This is a genomic window from Actinoplanes sp. NPDC051851 (genome assembly GCF_040681165.1).
Classification (GTDB): domain Bacteria; phylum Actinomycetota; class Actinomycetes; order Mycobacteriales; family Micromonosporaceae; genus Actinoplanes.
Genome location: NZ_JBFAYF010000111.1, coordinates 1 through 16,898, shown reverse-complemented (window position 1 = coordinate 16,898; position 16,898 = coordinate 1). Strand labels below are relative to the sequence as shown.

The following is a 16,898-nucleotide window of genomic DNA, read 5'->3' as shown; positions in this document are numbered from 1 at the left end:
TGGCGCTGGCCCAGCGGCAGCGCGCGACGACACCCGTCAGAGTGAGCCCGCCGCGGGCCGTCGATGCGCCCGTGACCGCGGATCTAGCGTCGTGATCCAGGCACCCCTCACCACCAGCCGAAGCCCGCGGGCGATGTGCGAGGCGGGCGGCACCGCGAACGCCACGATCATCGAGAGGCGGGGAGCGCGTCCCGGAGCTGGTCGTGTCGCCGAAGCCCACGCTGACCGCGATGGTCGCGTGGCAGAGGGCGCGGCGCCGCAGTGGAGACCGGCGCCGCAGTGGAGACCGGGCGCCGCAGTGGAGACCGGGCGCCGCCGGCGAACGGCGCGCCGCGGCGGAAGGCCGGGAGCGATCGGCTAAAAGTCCTCCAGGGCGGGGCTCTCGCCGGCGTCGTGGGCGGCGAGCAGCGCCGCGAAGCGGTCTGACGGGAGGATCCGGACGCCGAGCTGCTCGGCCTTGGCGGCCTTGGAACCCGCGCCGTCGCCGACCACCACCAGGTCGGTGCGCGCGGAGACCGAGCCGGACGACTTGCCGCCGAGCCGCTCGACCGCCTCGTTCCCCTCGTTGCGGGTCAGTCCCGGCACCGACCCGGTGACCACCACGGTCATCGGCGTGCCGTCCTCCCTCCGCAGGGGCAGGCGCCCGGCCGGGCCCGTCACGTCGCCGCCGGCTTCGTCGCCTCTCTCCGCGTACGGCGTGACGCCCGGCTCGATCGTGGTCAGCCCCCGCGCGGTCAGCTTGGCGATCACCGGGGCGAGGTCGACGAGCTCGGCGGCGATGGTGGCGGCCCGCTCCGGCCCGACCGCGTCGACCTCCTGGAGCTGTTCGACGCCTGCCGCGCAGAGCGCCTCCATCGAGCCGAAGTGCCGGGCCAGGCGGCGCGACATCGAGCGCCCGGTCATCCGCACGCCGAGCCCGGTCAGCACCCGGGAGAGCGGCTGGGCCTTCGACGCCGCGATGTTGGCGATCAGCTTCGTCGCCGAGGTGGTGCCCATCCGGTCGAGCCGGGCGACCGCCTCGGCGTCCAGGTCGTACAGGTCGGCCGGGTCGGTGACCATGTCCGCCGCGACCAGCAGGCGGATCACCTTGTCGCCGAGGCCCTCGATGTCCATCGAATCGCGGGCCGCGAAGTAGGCGAGCGACTCGGTCGCGCCGCAGGCCCGGCCCTGCACGCAGCGCCAGCGCTTCTGCGAGCGGTCGATCTCGCCGCCGCAGCGCGGGCAGACCTCGGGCGCGGTGAACGGCTGGGCGCCGGCCGGGCGCTCGTCGAGTTTCGCCCCGGTGATCTCCGGGATCACCTCGCCGGCCCGGCGGACGAAGACCGTGTCGCCGACCCGAACGTCCCGCCGGACCAGGTCGCCGAAGTTGTGCAGGGTGGCCGAGGTGACCTCGACGCCGCCGACCTGGACCGGCTCGATCACGGCGACCGGGGTGATCACGCCGGTCCGGCCGACCTGCACCTCGATCGCGGTCAGCCGGGACGTCCGGGTGTCGGCGGGGAATTTGAACGCGATGGCCCAGCGCGGCGCCCGGCTGGACGACCCGGCGTCCGCCCGGTCCGCGGCGGCGTCCGCCTTGATCACCACGCCGTCGATGTCGAAGCCGAGCTTGTCGCGGAGCGCGCCCATCCGGGCGATCGCGGCGATCAGCTCGTCGACGGTGGCGCACCGCGCCATCCCGGCCGCCGACCCGCCGGTGGTCGCCACGCCGAGCTCGGCGATCGCGGACATCGCGGCCCCGTGGGTGAGCGCCTCCGCCCCCGGCAGGTCGTGCACGGCGTACGCGAAGAAGGAGAGCGGGGCGAGGTAGGCGCGATCCTGCGCCCGCAGCGTGCCGGCCGCGGCGTTGCGGGGGTTGGCGAAGGGGCGGCCGCCGTGCGCGGTGCGCAGCTCGTTGGCCCGCTCGAAGTCGGCGTCGGTCATCAGCACCTCGCCGCGGACCTCGACGGTGACCGGGCCGGTCAGCGCGGTGGGCAGCCCGGCGACCGCCCGGGCCTGCGCGGTCACGTCCTCACCGGCCCGGCCGTCGCCCCGGGTCGCCACCTGGGTGAGCCGGCCGTCGACGTAGCGGGCCGCGATCGCCATCCCGTCGATCTTGGGTTCGACGGTGTAGCCCGCGGCGGGCCGGCCCAGCACCCGGTCGAGACGGGCGGCCCACGTGCGCAGCTCGTCCTCGTCGAAGACGTTGTCCAGGCTCAGCATCGGCGTGCTGTGCACGACGTCGCCGACCACGCCGCCGCCCGCGCCGACCACCACGGACGGCGAGGCCTCCACCACCCAGCCGGGCTGACCATTCTCGGTCACGGTGACCTTGGCCAGCAGCGCGTCGTAGGTGGCGTCGTCCATCGCCAGGTCGGTGCCCGCGTAGTACGCCGCCGCGGCCGCCCGGATCTGCTCGATCGCCGCGCGGTAGGCGTCCTCGGTCGCGAACGGCACGGCGTGGGCCGCGTCGACGACGGGGGCGATCTCGGGCTCGGTAGACATCAGGCACTCGTTTCGTCGTTCCGGGTTGCCATGACCTTGATACCCCAGGGGTATGACAAATCCGGGGCGTCAACCGCGCGTCAACCCGGGATCGGCGCCGGAGTGGCCTGCTGGGACCGTGACGAACACGACGTTTGACCTCATCCGGCTGACGAACGCCGTCGACGGGCCCGTCCTGATCCCCGGCGACGACGGGTACGCCGCGGAGACCGCGACCTTCAACCTGACCCGGTCGCACCGCCCGGCCGTGGTGGCCGGCGCGACCGGCGTCACCGACGTGCAGCACGGGATCCGTTTCGCGACCGAGAACGATCTCGCCGTCTCGGTGAACACCACCGGACACGGCGCGGTGGTCTCCTCCGACGGCACCCTGATGATGGTCGGCGCGGTCGGCTTCACCCTCGGCGGCGGTCTCAGCCCGGTTTTCGGCCGCAGCCGCGGTTTCGCCGCCGACCACGTGCGCTCCTTCGACATCGTGACCGCCGACGGGGTGCTGCGGCACGCCAGCCCGTACCACGAACCCGATCTGTTCTGGGCGGCCCGGGGCGGCAAGGGCGACTTCGGCGTGGTCACCGCCCTCGAGGTCGAGCTCTTCCCGATCACCCGGTTGTACGGCGAACGACCCGGCCGAGCCGGGGAAGGGCATCGACCGGTCCGCGCTGCTGCGCTCGCTGCCGCTGGAGGAGCTGCTGGCGCTGGTGGGCCCGGAGCCGGGCGACGCCGAGCGGATCCGGGCGGTGCAGCGGCGGTTCCTGGAGCGGATGGCGCCGTGGAGCACGGGTGGGGCGTACGCGAACTTCCAGAGCACCGAGGACACCTCGCCGGAGGCGGTCCGGGCAGCCTTCGCACCGGAGTCCTACGACCGGCTGCTGGACGTCAAGAAGTTCTACGATCCGTCCAACCGGTTCCGGGTCAACCACAACATCCGCCCGGTGGCCTGACCGGATCGGTTCAGCAGGAGGTGGGCGGCCGGCGCCGAGACGATCTCGCCGGCGGCGAGGAGCGGGGTGACCCCGGCCGCCGGTCAGCGCACTTCCCGGCCGGCGCCGAACAGGGCCATCACCTCGTGCAGGCGGTCGCGGGCCCAGTCGTACTGCATCGTGTCGGTGTGGCCCCGGTAGTCGGTCTCGATGATCATGATGAGGACCAGGTAGAGCGTGTAGAGACGGCGGCGTCGCCGCTCGGTGGCGGTGAGTGCCGGGTGGCCGTAGCCGCGCAGGAACGCGGTGGAGTCGCCGAACGCGGGCAGGTCGATCGCGGTGAAACCGGCCTCCATCAGCGGGTCGCCCCAGAAGGCCCGCTCGTGGTCGATGATCGCGACGATCCGCCCGTCCCGGATCATCACGTTGCCGTCCCAGAGGTCCCACTCGACCAGGCGTGGTTCGGTCACCTCGTCCAGGGAGTCCTCGTTCGCGGCGATCAGCGCGCGGATCGCGGCGTAGTCGTGACCGAGGTCGACCGAGCGGCGTTCTCCGTCGGAGAGCACGTCGCCGATCATGCGGGTGAAGCAGGCCCGCCAGGTGGCGTCTCCCGGGGCGGCGAGCGGGCCGAAGGCCGTACCCGAAACGGTGTTGATCTGGAAGTTGGCGGAGCCCAGGGCCTCGTTGTAGGTGTCGCGCTCGGCGGGGGAGAGGGTGTCGCGGACGATGCCGAAGTTGTCGGCGTCGATGTGCTGCATGAAGAAGTAGTCGGCGTCGCAGAGGTCGTGGCTCTGGTCGGCGAAGTCGACGCGCGGCACCGGCACGCCGGTGCGCTCGGTGAGCAGGCGCAGCGTGGCCAGCTCGATCGTCATCGCGCCGCGCTCGTACGTCATCACCTCGACGTGCGGCGGCGGCGCGATCTTGAGGACCACGACGGTGCCGTCGCGCAGGGTGATCCGGTAGGCGACGTTGAACCAGCCGTGCCCCAGCTCCTCGGCCCAGCCGTCGCCGTCGGGGACCTGATCCGGACCGTAGGCCCGGGTGATCATCGCGCGCAGGGTGTCCGGGGCCTGGCGGTTCTTGGTGATGCTCTCCATCGGCCGGACGGTACGGGCGAGAGCGCTCTCGCCGCCAGCTCACCACGCGCGCCGCCTGGTCCGGGACGTAGCCCCGCTCGGCGATCACCGAACGGACCCGGAGCCGGACCGCCTCGGTCGCGCCCGGCACGTCGTTCATCACCCGGGACGTCGCCCGCGCGCGAAACACCGGCCGCGCGCGAAACACCGGCCGCGCGCGAAACACCGGCCGCGCGGGCGACGTCCTCGATCGTCACCTTTCCGGTCGGCACGGCGGTCCTCCACGCTCCTGGCCTGTACTGAATCGTGTCAGTAATGGTGCGGCCGCCGCGTCAACCTCCTGTCAATCGGGGAGCTCTAGCCTGCGGGCGCACAGCGCGACGGGTGATGCCGTGGGGGCTCTGACCCGGTCGCGCGGCCTCCAGCGCGTTGGTGGAACAGGGACGCGGAGGCCCGTGGCGCGGTGACCATCGGGGGGACGGACCGGAACGGTGGTCACCGCGCGCAGCTCCGTTCTGGTCGCCCCTCAAGGTCGATCCATCTCACTCGATCCCGCTCGCCGGGTTCCCGGACGTTCTCCGTCCCGCCTTTCACACCCCTTGGCGTACGCCCCGGAGCGCGGCCCTGCCGACAGGATGTCAACGCCGCCGCGGAGCGATGCGGCGGGTTCGATCCGGCTCCACCGGCCAGCGTTCGATCGTGGACCGGCCGGGCGGCGCCCCCCGTGGCCGGTCGGCTGGCGTTCCGGGGTGTCTCGGGCTGGTGGGCTGGTGATCAGGGGTGTCTCAGGCGCTCCGAGTGACCCGTGAACACCAGCCACGCCGGGAAAGCTGGCGCTCACGGGTCTCTCCAGCCTGCCGACACACCCCCGACCACCAGCCGCAAAGATCATCCCCGCGGTTGATCATGAAAAGTCGATCAAACCCAGCCAGTCAGGGCCCACCCCGCGGCCTGTCGGACCGCCCGAGGCGCCCCGGATCGCCAGCCGGCTGGCCGAGACGCCCCGGATCGCCAGCCAGGACCGGGAGCGGGTTACTTGATCTTCTTGAGCTTGGCGGTGGCGGCCGTGACCAGCTTCGTGAACGGGGCGCTGTCGGCGGGGGTGGCGTTCATGAGGGTGAGGAAGGCGCAGACCTCGCCGGACGTCACCAGGGCGCCGAGGATGTAGGAGTCCACCCTGGTGCCGGACCCGTCCTCGCCCTTGGTGGAGACGGTGACCGCGATGCCGGACTTGACCGGGAGCGGGGTGCGGGTCACCCGTACGGTGACCTTGCCGGTGGTGGTGGTCGGGCACTTGACCGGTACGGCGGCGAGGGCCTTCAGGTGGTCGCGGGCCACGGCCGCCCCGGTGGCGATGATGATCTCGTTGCCGGAGGCGCCGCGCGCGGTGGTGAAGTCGGCCGCGACGAACGGCGACGGCTTGCCGCGGTCGGGCTTCAGCAGCGGGTCGCAGCGGTCGCCGGGTGCCAGGGAGGTGACGCCGTCGACGGTCTCGCCGAGGGTGTAGCCCGCCGGGAGGTCGGCCCGGGCGATCAGGCCCTTCGTCATCTGCGCCACGGTGGGCACCGCGCCGGCCCGCACCGCGGTGTGTCCCGCCACGGGCCGTGTCGCGGTGGCGAGTGCCGGCCGGGGTACGGCGACGAGGGCCAGGGCGGTGACGGATGCGGCGGCGAGGATACGGCTCGTAGCTGGACGCATGTGGATCACGCTAGGCGCGGCCGCCGGGCCGGTTCCGGGGAATCGGTCCGGGTCACCCGGGCGTGCGGGGACAGCGGTGCCGCCGCCCCCGCCCGTACGGTCAGGCCTGCTTGGTCTCCCAGAAGATCTTGCTGATCTCCTCGATCCTGGCGAGCAGCTGCTCGGCCACGGCGGGGTCCGCGGAGCCCTTCGCGCCACTCGCGCCGGCCAGCTTGGTCGCCTCGTTGAAGAGGCCGTGGAGCTGCGGGTACTTCTCGAAGTGCGGTGCCTTGAAGTAGTCGGTCCAGAGCACCCAGAGGTGGTGCTTGACGAGCTCGGACCGCTGCTCCTTGATGAGCAGGGCGCGGGTACGGAACTCGGGGTCGGCGTTGTCCTGGTACTTCTTCGTGACGGCCAGGATCGACTCCGCCTCGATGCGGGCCTGCGCGGGGTCGTAGACACCACACGGCAGATCGCAGTGCGCACTCACGACGGTGCGCGGCCGGAGCAGGTGGAACAGGCGCATCAGGTATTCCTCCGATGGGGAAGTGTTCCCGCGAGCCTAAAACCTCAACCCGGCTTGAGATCAAGGCGCCTCCCGAGGGACGGACGTCACGGGTGGTCCATCGCCGTGGCGACGGGGATGCCGGCCACGCGGGACTGGATCATGGACTGGAAGTGGGGGCAGGTCTCGTGGGCCTCGTGGCGGCAGCGCAGGCCGTGTTCCAGATCGAACGCACCTCATCCGGGTTGACCTCAGGTCGACCTTAAGTCGCAGAGTCGAGCGCATGACGTACACCGACGCTACGGCCCTGATCCGGCTGCTCGACACGGCCGAGAACCTGCCCGAGGCGATCGCGCTGCGGTCCCGGACCTACGAGCTGCTGCGCCTCCATCCGGGTGCGGCCGTGGTCGACGTCGGCTGCGGTGCCGGGCGCGCGGTCGCCGAACTGGGCGCGCACGCGATCGGCGTGGACCCCGATCCGGTCATGCTGGCGACCGCCCGTGACCGTTTCCCATCGGCCGACTTCCGGGCGGGCGGCGCCGGGGAACTTCCGGTCGCCGACGGCGCGGTCGCCGGGTACCGGGCCGACAAGGTCTTCCACGTCGTCCCCGATCCGGCGGCCGCGCTGCGGGAGGCCCGCCGGGTGCTGGCGCCGGGCGGGCGCATCGTCCTGATCGGTCAGGACTGGGACACGCAGATCATCGAGTCGAGCCTGCCCGAACTGACCCGCCGGATCGTGCACGCCCGCGCCGCGACCATCGCCCATCCGCGGATCGCCCGCGGGTACCGCAACCTGCTGCTCGACGCGGGTTTCCACGACGTCGCCCTGGAGGTGCACGCCGCCGTCTTCACCGATGCCACCACGATTCCGCTGCTCACGGGCCATGCCACCGCGGCCCGCGACACCGGCGCGATCACGCCCGGGGAGGCCGGGGAGTGGCTCGCCGATCAGCGGCAGCGGGCGGCCGCGGACCGGCTGCTGCTGGCCCTCCCGCTCTTCCTGGCCTCAGGGACCCGATGACCGCTCACGACCTTTATCGTACGTCGGAGAGAAAGGGAATCACGAGCTCCTCGAAGGGTGCGGGAGCACGACGGTGGATCCGGTGTCCTACCGGGACCGTGGCGAACGCGGCGTCGGGCAGGGCCGCCACCAGCTGCCGCAGGCGCTCGGGAGCGATGTGGCTGCCCGGCCCGCCCGAGATCACCAGCGTCGGCGCCGTGATCCTTTCCAGCCGCGTCCACCACTGCGGATCCGGCTCCCGCAGCTGCCGTACCGCCGCGATCACCGCCTTCGCGTCGGCCCGGCGCCGGGTCGCCAGGATGCCGATCGCGGGCAGCAGGAAGCGCGCCCGGTTCAGGCCGTGTGCCTCGGCCGCCTCCCGGGTCGGCATCGGCGGCTCCTCCAGCACGAGCCGCACGACGCGTTCCGGCGCCTGCTGCGCGACCAGCAGGGCGGTGTACGCCCCGAGCGAGTGCCCGACGAGCGCGACCCGCTCCAGCCCGAGCCGGTCGAGCAGCCCGAGCACGTCGTCCCGGTAGCCGGTCAGCGGGTAGGTGGGCGTACGCGAGCTGTCGCCGTGCCCGCGCAGATCCACCGCGATGGTCCGCAGCCCCCGGCCCCGCAGGCGCCCGGTGAGCCGATCCCAGGTGGCGGCGCTGCTACTCCCGCCGTGCAGCAGCACGACCGGCGCCCCACCGGGCTCCCCGGCGTCGCGATACCCGACAGTGACCCCACCGACCACGACCGTCTTCCGCATGCCCGGCATTGTGGTAGACAGTGTCTACTCGATGCGGAGCGCGGATCCGCGCGTGCGCCCGGCCCGGTCGGGCACCGAATGCGGGATCACCGTCGTGCGCGTCGACGCCGGACTCCGGGTCGGCGTCCGGTGGGGACGATCAAAGAGGTAGCGGGGCGCCCTCCGGTCATCCGGCGACGACGCACTTCCGGTACGGGTCGGCGTACAGGAGTTCGGCCTCGTCGAAACGCTGTTCCAGAGCCTCCAGGCCGTGCTCGTGGCGGAACGACTTCTCTGCTTTGGTGATCGGGAGTAGCCACAGCAGGCGCAGGTGCCCGCCCGGGAAGTCGGCCGTCTCCAGCGTCGGGCCCCAGGGGTAGGGGAGGCTGACCAGCAGATGGTCACACCGGGAACCGAGCACCCACGGCCGCCCGATCGGGACGGTGTGGCCGTGGTCGAGAGCGAAGCTCCCGCCGCTCGCGTGGTAGAACGCGACCATGGTCAGCGTCTCCCGGTGCACCGCCTCGTCGCCAGGGGTTCCCTGCAGGACGAAGCCCACGTTGTGGCCGTCCACGAGGGGACCGGTGGTGGCGTAGAGGTGGTCGCGGTCCCGCAGCTCCACCCGGACGATGTCGTCGAACTGAGTGATCTTCTGGTCCGGGAAGACGCCCCGGAGATGGTCGGCCAGCACGGTGACAGCGTCGCTGATGCGGCGGCCTCGATCAAATGGGTTGCGGCAGTGACCGTGGTCCATGGAAGAGTCCGTGGGCGTGTCGCCGTTTCGCAGAGTGCTCGCCGGGTTCTACACCTCGATGCTCGGGTCGCAGATGATGCCGGTCGCGCTGGCGTTCGCGGCGCTGGGGAGTGGGCACGGTGCGGGCGGGGTGGGGCTCGTGATGAGTGCCGGGTCGCTGCCGACCGTGGTGTTCCTGCTGCTCGGTGGGGTGCTGGCGGACCGGGTGCCGCGGCGGACGGTGATGCTCGGGGCGGATGCCGTACGTGCGGTCACCCAGGGGGTGCTCGCGGTGTGGGCGCTGAGCGGGGACGTGCCGCTGGTCGCGCTGATGGGGTTCGCGGCGCTGGACGGGCTGGGGAACGCGTTCTTCCGGCCGGCGCTGACCGGGCTGATCCCGGCGGTCGCCGGGGACGGCGGGCTGCAGCGGGCGAACGCGCTGGTCGGGGTCGGGCGGTCGTTCAGCTCGGCGGTCGGGCCGGCGCTGGGCGGGGTCCTGGTCGCGGCGTTCAGCCCGGCGGTGGTGTTCGCCGTCGACGCGGTGTCGTACGTGGTCAGCACGCTCTTCCTGGCGACCGTGCCGGCCGGCGTGGTGGCGGCGCGCGGGAGTGCGCCGAGCGTGCCGGCGGGCGTGGTGAACGCCGGGGGGAGTGCGCCGGGTGTGCTGACGGATCTGCGGGAGGGGTGGTGGGAGTTCCGGTCGCGGCGGTGGCTCTGGGTGATCGTGGTGCAGTTCGGGGTGATGCATCTGACCACCGTCCCCGCCTACCTGGTGCTCGGGCCGCAGGTGGCGAGCGCCGGGCTCGGCGGGGCGCGCGGATGGGGGCTGGTGCTCGGCGGGTTCGGGGCCGGGGCGGTCGCGGGCGGGCTGGCCATGATGCGGATGACGCCGCGCCACCCGCTGCGGGTGGCCACGGTCGGACTGCTTGGGTACGTTCCCGCCCTGCTCCTGCTCGCGCTCCCCGCCGCGCTGCCGCTGGTGGTGTTCGGCGGGTTCCTGGCGGGGGCCGGGATCGGGGTGTTCGCGGCGCTCTGGGACACCGCGATGCAGGCGAACGTGCCGCGTGAGGCGCTCTCCCGGGTCAGCGCCTACGACTGGTTCGGATCATTGGTCACACTTCCGCTGGGGTACGCCCTGGTCGGCGTGCTCGCCCCCGGAACGGGTGCCACCGCGCTGCTGGTCGGCGGGGCGGCGACGATGACGGCCGGTTGCGCCGTGGTGCTGGCGGTGCGCGAGGTCCGGGAGATGGTCACCGGGCCGCCTTTTGAGGACGGCGGGTCAGGGCTGGGATCGTACGGGAGAAGGCGACCAAGCAGGCGGCGATGAACGTGAGAGAGAGGCCCGCGGTCGTCAGGGTGTGGTGGAACTCGGTGGTCTGCCGTGCGGACCAGGGGAGACCGGCGACCGGGCCGGTGAAGAGGGTGGCCAGGATCGTGCCGGAGACGGCGACGCCGATGGCGGAGGAGACCTCGGTGACCGTGTCGGTGAGGGCGGCGCCGATCGTGGTGCGGTTCTCCGGGAGGCCCTGCAGGACGCTGACGCCGGCCACCACGCCGATCACCCGCAGCCCGGCGGCGACCAGGGCCAGGGCGATCGCGACCCAGAGGTAGCCGAGCCGCCCGAAGACGCCGTAGACGCCGAGACCGAGAACGACCGCGACGGCGCTGAGCCGCGCGGCCCGGTTCAGGCCGGCGCGCCGCACGAACGGGCCGACGAACGCGCTGCCCGCGACCAGCACGGCGACCTGCGGAAGCATGCCGAGCGAGGCCATCGCTGGGGACCAGCCCCAGTCGAGCTGGAGTTGCAGGGTGACCAGGTAGCCCAGGCCGGCGACGGCCAGTCCGGCGGCGGCCTTGTACGCCAGACCGCTGGCGACCAGTGGGCGGGTGAGTAGTTCCAGGTCGACGAGCGGCCGGCGGGTGAAGAGGACCCCGGCCAGGACGGCACCGGCCACCGCGGTCCACGGGATCCACGAGGTGACGCCCTCGTCGACGAAGAGGGTGGGCGCGATCAGGGCGAGGGCGATGGTGGCGGTGCCGAGGAGCGCCCCGGGCACGTTGATCGGGTCGCGGTGCAGGTCGGCCGGGTCGTCGGGGGCGATGCCGGTGCGGATGCCGAGGTAGGCGAGGGCGGCGATCGGGACGTTGACCAGCAGCAGCACCTGCCACGGTGCGACGGCGAGGACGAAACCGCCGATCGTCGGGCCGACCGCGAGACCGATCAGGCCGACGGTGGAGATCAGGTTGATGGCGCGGACGCGGCGCTGCTCGTCGTCGTAGAGGCGGTACGCCAGGGCCATCGAGCCGGGCGTGGTCATCGCGGCGGCGACACCGGTCAGGACGCGGACGGCGATCAGCTGTCCGGCGGTGGTGACGAAGGCGGTCGCCAGGCTGGACGCGCCGAGCAGGACCAGGCCGGTGAGCATCACCCGGCGTCGGCCGAAGCGGTCGGCCACCGCGCCGAAGGCGAGCATCAGGCAGCCGAAGACCACGCCGTACGCGCCGGTCACCCACTGCAGGGCGAGCGTGGAGGCGTGCAGATCGCGGCCGATCGTGGGCAGCGCGACGGTGAGAATCGAGGTGTCCAGCATCTCGAAGAGGAAGACGGCCGAGAGCCCGGCCAGTGCGGTTTTCACACCACTCGTTGTACGCCGGAACACCGTTCTGAACAATACGAACAGCGTTCTTATGAGATGGAACACTGTTCGTCATGGGGTAGGCTGGGGGCATGTCACCGACTCCGCAGGAACGGCGTGCCGCGCGCCACGAACCGGGCGCACCACCCGCCAAGACGCGGCGCGGCCCGTCCGGCGGCGGCAAGAAGCCGATCACCGTCGAGGCGATCGTCGAGACGGCGTTCGGCATCGTGGCGGCGGAGGGCTACGAGGCGCTGACCATGCGGCGGCTGGCGACGGCGCTGGAGACCGGGCCCGCCTCGCTCTACGCCCACGTGGTCAACAAGGAGGACCTGGACGAGCTGCTGATCGGGCGTCTCTGCGCGTCGATCACGCTGCCGGCGCCGTCCCCGTCCCGGTGGCGCGAACAGATCATCGGGGTCTGCGACGGGCTCCGCGAGCAGTACCTGAGGTATCCGGGGATCTCCCGGGCGGCGTTCGCCGCGGCGCCGTCCAACCTCGACACGCTGCGGGTCAGCGAGGGGATGCTGGCGATCCTGCTGGCCGGGGGCGTGCCGCCGCAGCGGGCGGCGTGGGCGATCGACGCGCTGACGCTCTACGTGAACGCGCACTGCCTCGAGGTGGCGCTCGCCGCCCGTCGCGGCGACGCGGACCAGTGGGTGATCGGGCGCGACGAGATGCTGCGCCGGTTCGCCGCGCTGCCGGAGGCCTTCCCCAACACCCGGGCGTACGCCGGGGAGCTGACCGGCGGCTCGCCCGGGGACCGGTTCGCCTTCACCATCGGGCTGATGCTGGACGGTCTCGTCCGATCAGCCGCCGGATGACCAGCAGCGGGACGATACCGACGACGCCGAACGAGATGTCGATCAGCTGCCAGCCGAGCGGGAGACCGCGCACCGCCCCGGCGATCAGGGCGAGCGGGATGATCCCCACGCAGCAGATCATGCCCCACTCGATCACCCAGACATTCCGGTACGGGTCACGGAACGGCCCGTAGAAGGCGACCGCGATGACCAGGTGCGCGAAGGCGAGCCAGTCGGTCCCGTACGCGACGAACGGGTAGTCCCGCCCGGTCACGGCGAGCCCGTCGTGAACCCGGTCGACCCAGACGGTGAGCGACGGCGGGGCGGGCAGGGCGTGGACGATCCCGGCCAGCAGCCGGACCTCGGCGACCAGCGGGAAGGCCGTCACCCCGCTGATCACCAGACCGGCGACGAAGACGAGCAGCCACAGGCGTATCCGGGTCACCGTGTTCACGATCGTCAACGTACGGGCGGCCGGCGCACCGTCCGCCCGTGCACACAGAACCTTCACCGAGTCGGCACGGGATGCTCGCGTTCGGTGGGAGCGCTTTCATGCCGGGTTGTATGCCGGTAGTTCCGTGACGGAGCTCGGGGTGCCCTCGTCCCGGGTGCGGCCGGTCAGTCCGGTACTTCCCGGTCGTCGGGGCGAGCGTGAATCGGCGGAACATCGTGCTGGACACGACGGCGGTCTCGGGCAGTTCGTTCCTCCCACCGGAGTCGCCGAGCTGCGGATACTCGAGTCGCCAGATGCTCATGCTCGAATCCTGTGCCGGATCAGGGGTGTCTCGGGCCGGTCCGGCTGGCGATTCGGGGTGTCTCACCCACCCCGCGACCCCCGCCAGCGACGATCCCGCCGGAATCGGCCAGCGGGGTCCCATTCAGTACTCCAGCCATCGCCGGAGCGGCGTGGCGAAGGGAATGTGGAACTGCTCGCGCCCGACGTGAACGGTGGCCGGCCGGGCGATGCCGTGCCATTCACAGGCCCAGACCCCTTCGAGTACGGCCACGGGTGGGCGTGTTCCGTCGGCGAGTTCGACGTACGGCAGATCGGTGTCGGGCCGTTCACCGTGGAGGAGCCACCACCCGGTGCCGGTGTCCCAGCCGGTGCCGCGGGCCGTGGGCGGCGCGACGCCGGTCCAGCGTCCCCACTCGTTCTCGGTGGGCTGGTGAACGCCGTCGCGTTCGTCGCGGTACTGGTCGTCGCCCAGGTCCCGCCAGAAGCCGTCGCTCCGCCACTGGAGAAGCCAGCCCTTCCCGGGCAGCCGCAGCGTCGCGACGGTCTCGGCCGTCGGGTGGCTTCCCACGTCCGTATTCAATCAGGCTGGCCATCAGGGTCGAGTTCGATTTCGACCAGGGGGCTGCCGGCGAGCCAGGACTCCAGGCTGTCGGCCCACGCCAGGGTGGGGACGATCGCGCCGAGGACGCGGGAGCGCTCCTCCGGGGAGGTCACCGGGCGGCCGCGTACCCGGAGATCCCGGCCGGCCAGATGGAGGGTGAAGTCCGGGTGCGCGACGATGTTGGCGTACCAGTCGCGGGTGCCGGGACTGCCGGTCAGCCAGTACCGGCCGTCCGCGAGGTAGCGCCACGTCTCGATGCGCCGGGGCCGGGCACTCCGGCGCCCGATCGTGGTGATCTCCACGGTCTGCTGGCGCTCCAGGGCCCGTCGTGCCTCGTCGGTCGCGGTCATGAGGCCATGCTGCGACCTCAACCGCACTTCAGGTCAAGGCGCTACAGGTGCTCCTGCTTGATGACGAAGAACGAGCCGCGGATGGTGCCGGCCAGCTTCGACTTCTGGCGGGCGAACTTGAACGTGCCCAGCTCCGGTGGGATCTCCATGCCGTCGGAGAGCTTGAAGCCGACCGCGCGCTTGCCGCCGTCGTCGAGGGTGTACATCACGTTGATGGAGAGGCCGCTCTCGTAGAAGACGTACGCCATCCGGATGTTCTCGACCTGGAACTCGGTCGCCTCCAGTGGTGGTGACGCGATGACCAGGCCGCGCTCGCCGGCGAGGATGCCGTGCACCCAGGCGACCGTGGCCGGGACCTCGGCGGCGGGGTGCACGGTGAACACGTGGGAGTACTTGTTGCGGAAGTAACGGGCCTCGTTCGCGCGCAGGCCGGCCAGGGCCTCCGTGACCGGCGAGGACTCCAGGCCGACGGTCGAGACGGTGTCGAAGTCGACGACGTGGGACATGAGCCGATCCTGCCATGTCAGGGGTGCGGCTCACGGCGTACCCGGGAAGGGGTTTGATCGAAAGCGCGCCGGAAAGCACGATGGAAGGCGGTCACGTCGGTGAAACCGGCGTCGGCGGCGATGTCCGCGACACGCAGGTGAGCCCGAGCGGGGTCGCGCAGGTCGCGAGCGGCGCGCTCCAGGCGCAGGCGCCGCACCGTGGCCGAATACGACAGCTCCCGGCCGGCGAAGAGGGCGTGCACCGTGCGGACCGAGATCTCCAGGCGCCGGGCGGTCGCCGCGGGGCAGAGATCGTCGTCGGTGAGATGTTCCTCGATGTCCGCGACCGCGTGAGCGTGTGCGCGCGGCGCCCTTCGCGGCGTCCCGGACGGCGGCTCGGAGAGGGCCAGGGCCAGCAGCGCGGCGGCGTGCGGGGCGAGCCGGGGACTCGATGCCGGCAGCGCGGTGAGCAGGTGGCGCAGGGCCGCGCCGACGCCGGACGTGGTGGGTATCCGGACGGCGGTGGCGATCCGGCCGGTGACCTGGGCGCGCAGCAGCGGCGCGGGGACGAAGAAGGACAGCTGGCGGAAGTCGTCGCCGAACCCGAACGCGAACGGCTCGGTGGTGTCGACGACGGCCAGGTCGCCGGGGTGCAGCAGCGTGTTCCGGCCGGACTGCCGCATCGTGCTCACGCCGGTGAGCTGCAGGTTCGCGTAGAAGCCGGGCGGTGAGCCGCTCGCCAGGTCCCGTTCGGTGCGCTGGACGTGCTGGCGCTGGGAGGTGATCCGGGCGACGGAGAGCGCGCCGAGCGGCCACTGTGTGACCGTACCGCCGAAGCCGTCCCTCAGGTCCGACTCCGGGGTCAGCGCGAGGAACGCCTGGCAGATCATCTCCCGCCAGTGGCCGAACTGCCGGGCGGGCGGCACGTCCCGGGTGGACCAGGTCTGCGGCACGGGAGCCTCCTGTCCGATGCCGGACTTCCGCACGCCATGCAACTCCTCGCGCACGCGCCGCGACACCCGTCCGACCGGGATCCGACACCGTCGACCTCATGCAGATCAAGACCAGACTCACGTACGCGTACGGCCTGCGGACCCCGATCGTGCAGGCCGGGATGGCGTTCGTCGGCATGACTCCGGACCTCGCGGTGGCCGTGGGTGACGCGGGGGCGATGGGGTCACTCGGTGTGGGGTTGATGCCACCACCGGCGGTGACCGCCACGATCGCCGCGATCCGGGCCGGGACCGACGGGCCGTTCCACGTCAACCTGATCACCCCGTTCGCCACCGACGCGCAGATCGACGTGCTCTGCACGGCGGCGGTTCCGGCCGCCTCGTTCCACTGGGGGCACCCGCCGCGGGGGTGGATCGACCGGCTGCACGAGGCCGGGGTGCGGGTGTTCGAGCAGGTCGGCTCGGTCGAGGATGCGCGCCGGGCGGCCGGGGACGGCGTCGACGTGGTGGTGGCCCAGGGCCTCGAGGCGGGCGGGCACAACTTCGCGACGCTGCCGACGTTCGCGCTGGTGCCGCTGGTGGTGGACGTGGTCGGCCCGGCGCTGGTGCTGGCGGCGGGCGGGATCGCGGACGGCCGGGGGCTGGCCGCGGCGCTGATGCTCGGCGCGGACGGCGTCTGGCTCGGCACCCGGCTGGTCGCCACCGACGAGTCGGCCGCGCACGAGGGCTACAAGGACCGGCTGGTCGCGGCGCGTGCGGAGGAGACGGTACGGACGTCGCTGTTCGGCCCGGAGACGCCGGACTTCAACCCGATGCGGGTACTCCGGAACCGGGTGGTCGCCGAGCACCCGGACGGCGGCGGCGAACGGCCGGTGATCGGGCACACCGTGCTCGGCGGCGAGGAGATCGACCTGCTCCGGTACACGAATCTGGTCCCGATGCGCGGCGTGACCACCGGTGACCTGGAGGAGATGCCCCTGCTGGCGGGCCAGGGCGTGGGCCTGGTCGACGCGGTGAAGTCCGCGGCCACGGTGATCGCCGACATGACCGCCCAGGCCGCCGCCCTGCTCACCCGGCATGCGTGACGCACGGTCCTGGCCGGGGCTCCGGAGTGTGCCGTGCGGCCTGAGTGGCCCTTGAGCGCCAGCCGGGTTCCGGTCCTGGCTGGTGCTCCGGGGTGTGTCGGCCCTCCTGACACACCCC

The 16,898-nt window shown here is 72.3% G+C and carries 17 protein-coding genes; 5 read left to right on the top strand and 12 right to left on the bottom strand.

Features of this window, described 5'->3' with window-relative positions:
• Window positions 1-357: 357 nt before the first annotated feature.
• Complete coding sequence (gene ligA, locus AB0M08_RS45690; protein ID WP_364508114.1) at window positions 358-2,484, bottom strand: NAD-dependent DNA ligase LigA; 2,127 nt, start codon at window positions 2,482-2,484, stop codon at window positions 358-360.
• A 698-nt stretch (window positions 2,485-3,182) separates the two neighbouring features.
• Between ligA and AB0M08_RS45685 the strand changes: the two genes are divergently transcribed.
• A complete protein-coding gene (locus tag AB0M08_RS45685) occupies window positions 3,183-3,425 on the top strand; it encodes a BBE domain-containing protein (protein ID WP_364508112.1) in 243 nt (80 codons plus the stop codon).
• A gap of 83 nt (window positions 3,426-3,508) precedes the next feature.
• Here AB0M08_RS45685 and AB0M08_RS45680 read toward each other — a convergent pair whose 3' ends face one another.
• From AB0M08_RS45680 to sodN, 3 genes are all read right to left on the bottom strand, one after another.
• Window positions 3,509-4,501, bottom strand: coding sequence for a phosphotransferase (locus AB0M08_RS45680; RefSeq protein WP_364508110.1), 993 nt, complete (start codon window positions 4,499-4,501; stop codon window positions 3,509-3,511).
• Window positions 4,502-5,512: 1,011 nt separating this feature from the next.
• Window positions 5,513-6,178: a hypothetical protein gene (locus tag AB0M08_RS45675; RefSeq protein WP_364508107.1), complete on the bottom strand. Its 666-nt coding sequence runs from the start codon at window positions 6,176-6,178 to the stop codon at window positions 5,513-5,515.
• A gap of 100 nt (window positions 6,179-6,278) precedes the next feature.
• On the bottom strand, window positions 6,279-6,683 hold the full coding sequence (gene sodN / locus AB0M08_RS45670; RefSeq protein WP_364508105.1) for a superoxide dismutase, Ni: 405 nt from the start codon (window positions 6,681-6,683) through the stop codon (window positions 6,279-6,281).
• A gap of 262 nt (window positions 6,684-6,945) precedes the next feature.
• Here sodN and AB0M08_RS45665 point away from each other — a divergent pair, with 262 nt between their 5' ends.
• The gene (locus AB0M08_RS45665) at window positions 6,946-7,683 is read left to right on the top strand and encodes a methyltransferase domain-containing protein (RefSeq protein WP_364508104.1); all 738 of its coding nucleotides are present in this window, start codon (window positions 6,946-6,948) and stop codon (window positions 7,681-7,683) included.
• 13 nt (window positions 7,684-7,696) lie between these two features.
• Here the strand turns inward: AB0M08_RS45665 and AB0M08_RS45660 are convergent, their stop codons facing one another.
• Together AB0M08_RS45660 and AB0M08_RS45655 are read right to left on the bottom strand one after the other, a co-directional pair.
• On the bottom strand, window positions 7,697-8,419 hold the full coding sequence (locus tag AB0M08_RS45660; RefSeq protein ID WP_364508101.1) for an alpha/beta hydrolase: 723 nt from the start codon (window positions 8,417-8,419) through the stop codon (window positions 7,697-7,699).
• Window positions 8,420-8,585: 166 nt separating this feature from the next.
• Complete coding sequence (locus AB0M08_RS45655; protein ID WP_364508100.1) at window positions 8,586-9,089, bottom strand: suppressor of fused domain protein; 504 nt, start codon at window positions 9,087-9,089, stop codon at window positions 8,586-8,588.
• A 61-nt stretch (window positions 9,090-9,150) separates the two neighbouring features.
• On the opposite strand from AB0M08_RS45655, the gene AB0M08_RS45650 reads away from it, so the two are divergent.
• Window positions 9,151-10,458, top strand: a complete 1,308-nt coding sequence (locus AB0M08_RS45650) for an MFS transporter (protein WP_364508097.1) — start codon at window positions 9,151-9,153, stop codon at window positions 10,456-10,458.
• On the opposite strand, the gene AB0M08_RS45645 is transcribed toward AB0M08_RS45650, so the two are convergent.
• Window positions 10,382-11,767, bottom strand: coding sequence for an MFS transporter (locus AB0M08_RS45645; RefSeq protein ID WP_364508094.1), 1,386 nt, complete (start codon window positions 11,765-11,767; stop codon window positions 10,382-10,384). The genes AB0M08_RS45650 and AB0M08_RS45645 overlap by 77 nt on opposite strands.
• Window positions 11,768-11,859: 92 nt before the next feature.
• Here AB0M08_RS45645 and AB0M08_RS45640 point away from each other — a divergent pair, with 92 nt between their 5' ends.
• On the top strand, window positions 11,860-12,591 hold the full coding sequence (locus tag AB0M08_RS45640; protein WP_364508092.1) for a TetR/AcrR family transcriptional regulator: 732 nt from the start codon (window positions 11,860-11,862) through the stop codon (window positions 12,589-12,591).
• On the opposite strand, the gene AB0M08_RS45635 is transcribed toward AB0M08_RS45640, so the two are convergent.
• From AB0M08_RS45635 to AB0M08_RS45615, 5 genes are all read right to left on the bottom strand, one after another.
• The gene (locus AB0M08_RS45635) at window positions 12,542-13,024 is read right to left on the bottom strand and encodes a hypothetical protein (protein WP_364508089.1); all 483 of its coding nucleotides are present in this window, start codon (window positions 13,022-13,024) and stop codon (window positions 12,542-12,544) included. The two genes, AB0M08_RS45640 and AB0M08_RS45635, sit on opposite strands and share 50 nt — an antisense overlap.
• Window positions 13,025-13,448: 424 nt before the next feature.
• Window positions 13,449-13,874: a hypothetical protein gene (locus tag AB0M08_RS45630; protein ID WP_364508087.1), complete on the bottom strand. Its 426-nt coding sequence runs from the start codon at window positions 13,872-13,874 to the stop codon at window positions 13,449-13,451.
• An 8-nt stretch (window positions 13,875-13,882) separates the two neighbouring features.
• Window positions 13,883-14,257, bottom strand: a complete 375-nt coding sequence (locus AB0M08_RS45625) for a nitroreductase/quinone reductase family protein (RefSeq protein ID WP_364508084.1) — start codon at window positions 14,255-14,257, stop codon at window positions 13,883-13,885.
• A 41-nt stretch (window positions 14,258-14,298) separates the two neighbouring features.
• Window positions 14,299-14,763 carry a phage tail protein gene (locus AB0M08_RS45620; RefSeq protein WP_364508081.1) on the bottom strand — a complete coding sequence of 155 codons (465 nt, stop codon included), beginning with the start codon at window positions 14,761-14,763 and terminating at the stop codon, window positions 14,299-14,301.
• 17 nt (window positions 14,764-14,780) lie between these two features.
• Entirely contained in the window at window positions 14,781-15,695 is a 915-nt protein-coding gene (locus AB0M08_RS45615) for a helix-turn-helix domain-containing protein (RefSeq protein ID WP_364508078.1), read from the bottom strand.
• A gap of 98 nt (window positions 15,696-15,793) precedes the next feature.
• Between AB0M08_RS45615 and AB0M08_RS45610 the strand changes: the two genes are divergently transcribed.
• Complete coding sequence (locus tag AB0M08_RS45610) at window positions 15,794-16,780, top strand: nitronate monooxygenase (protein WP_364508076.1); 987 nt, start codon at window positions 15,794-15,796, stop codon at window positions 16,778-16,780.
• Window positions 16,781-16,898: the final 118 nt, after the last annotated feature.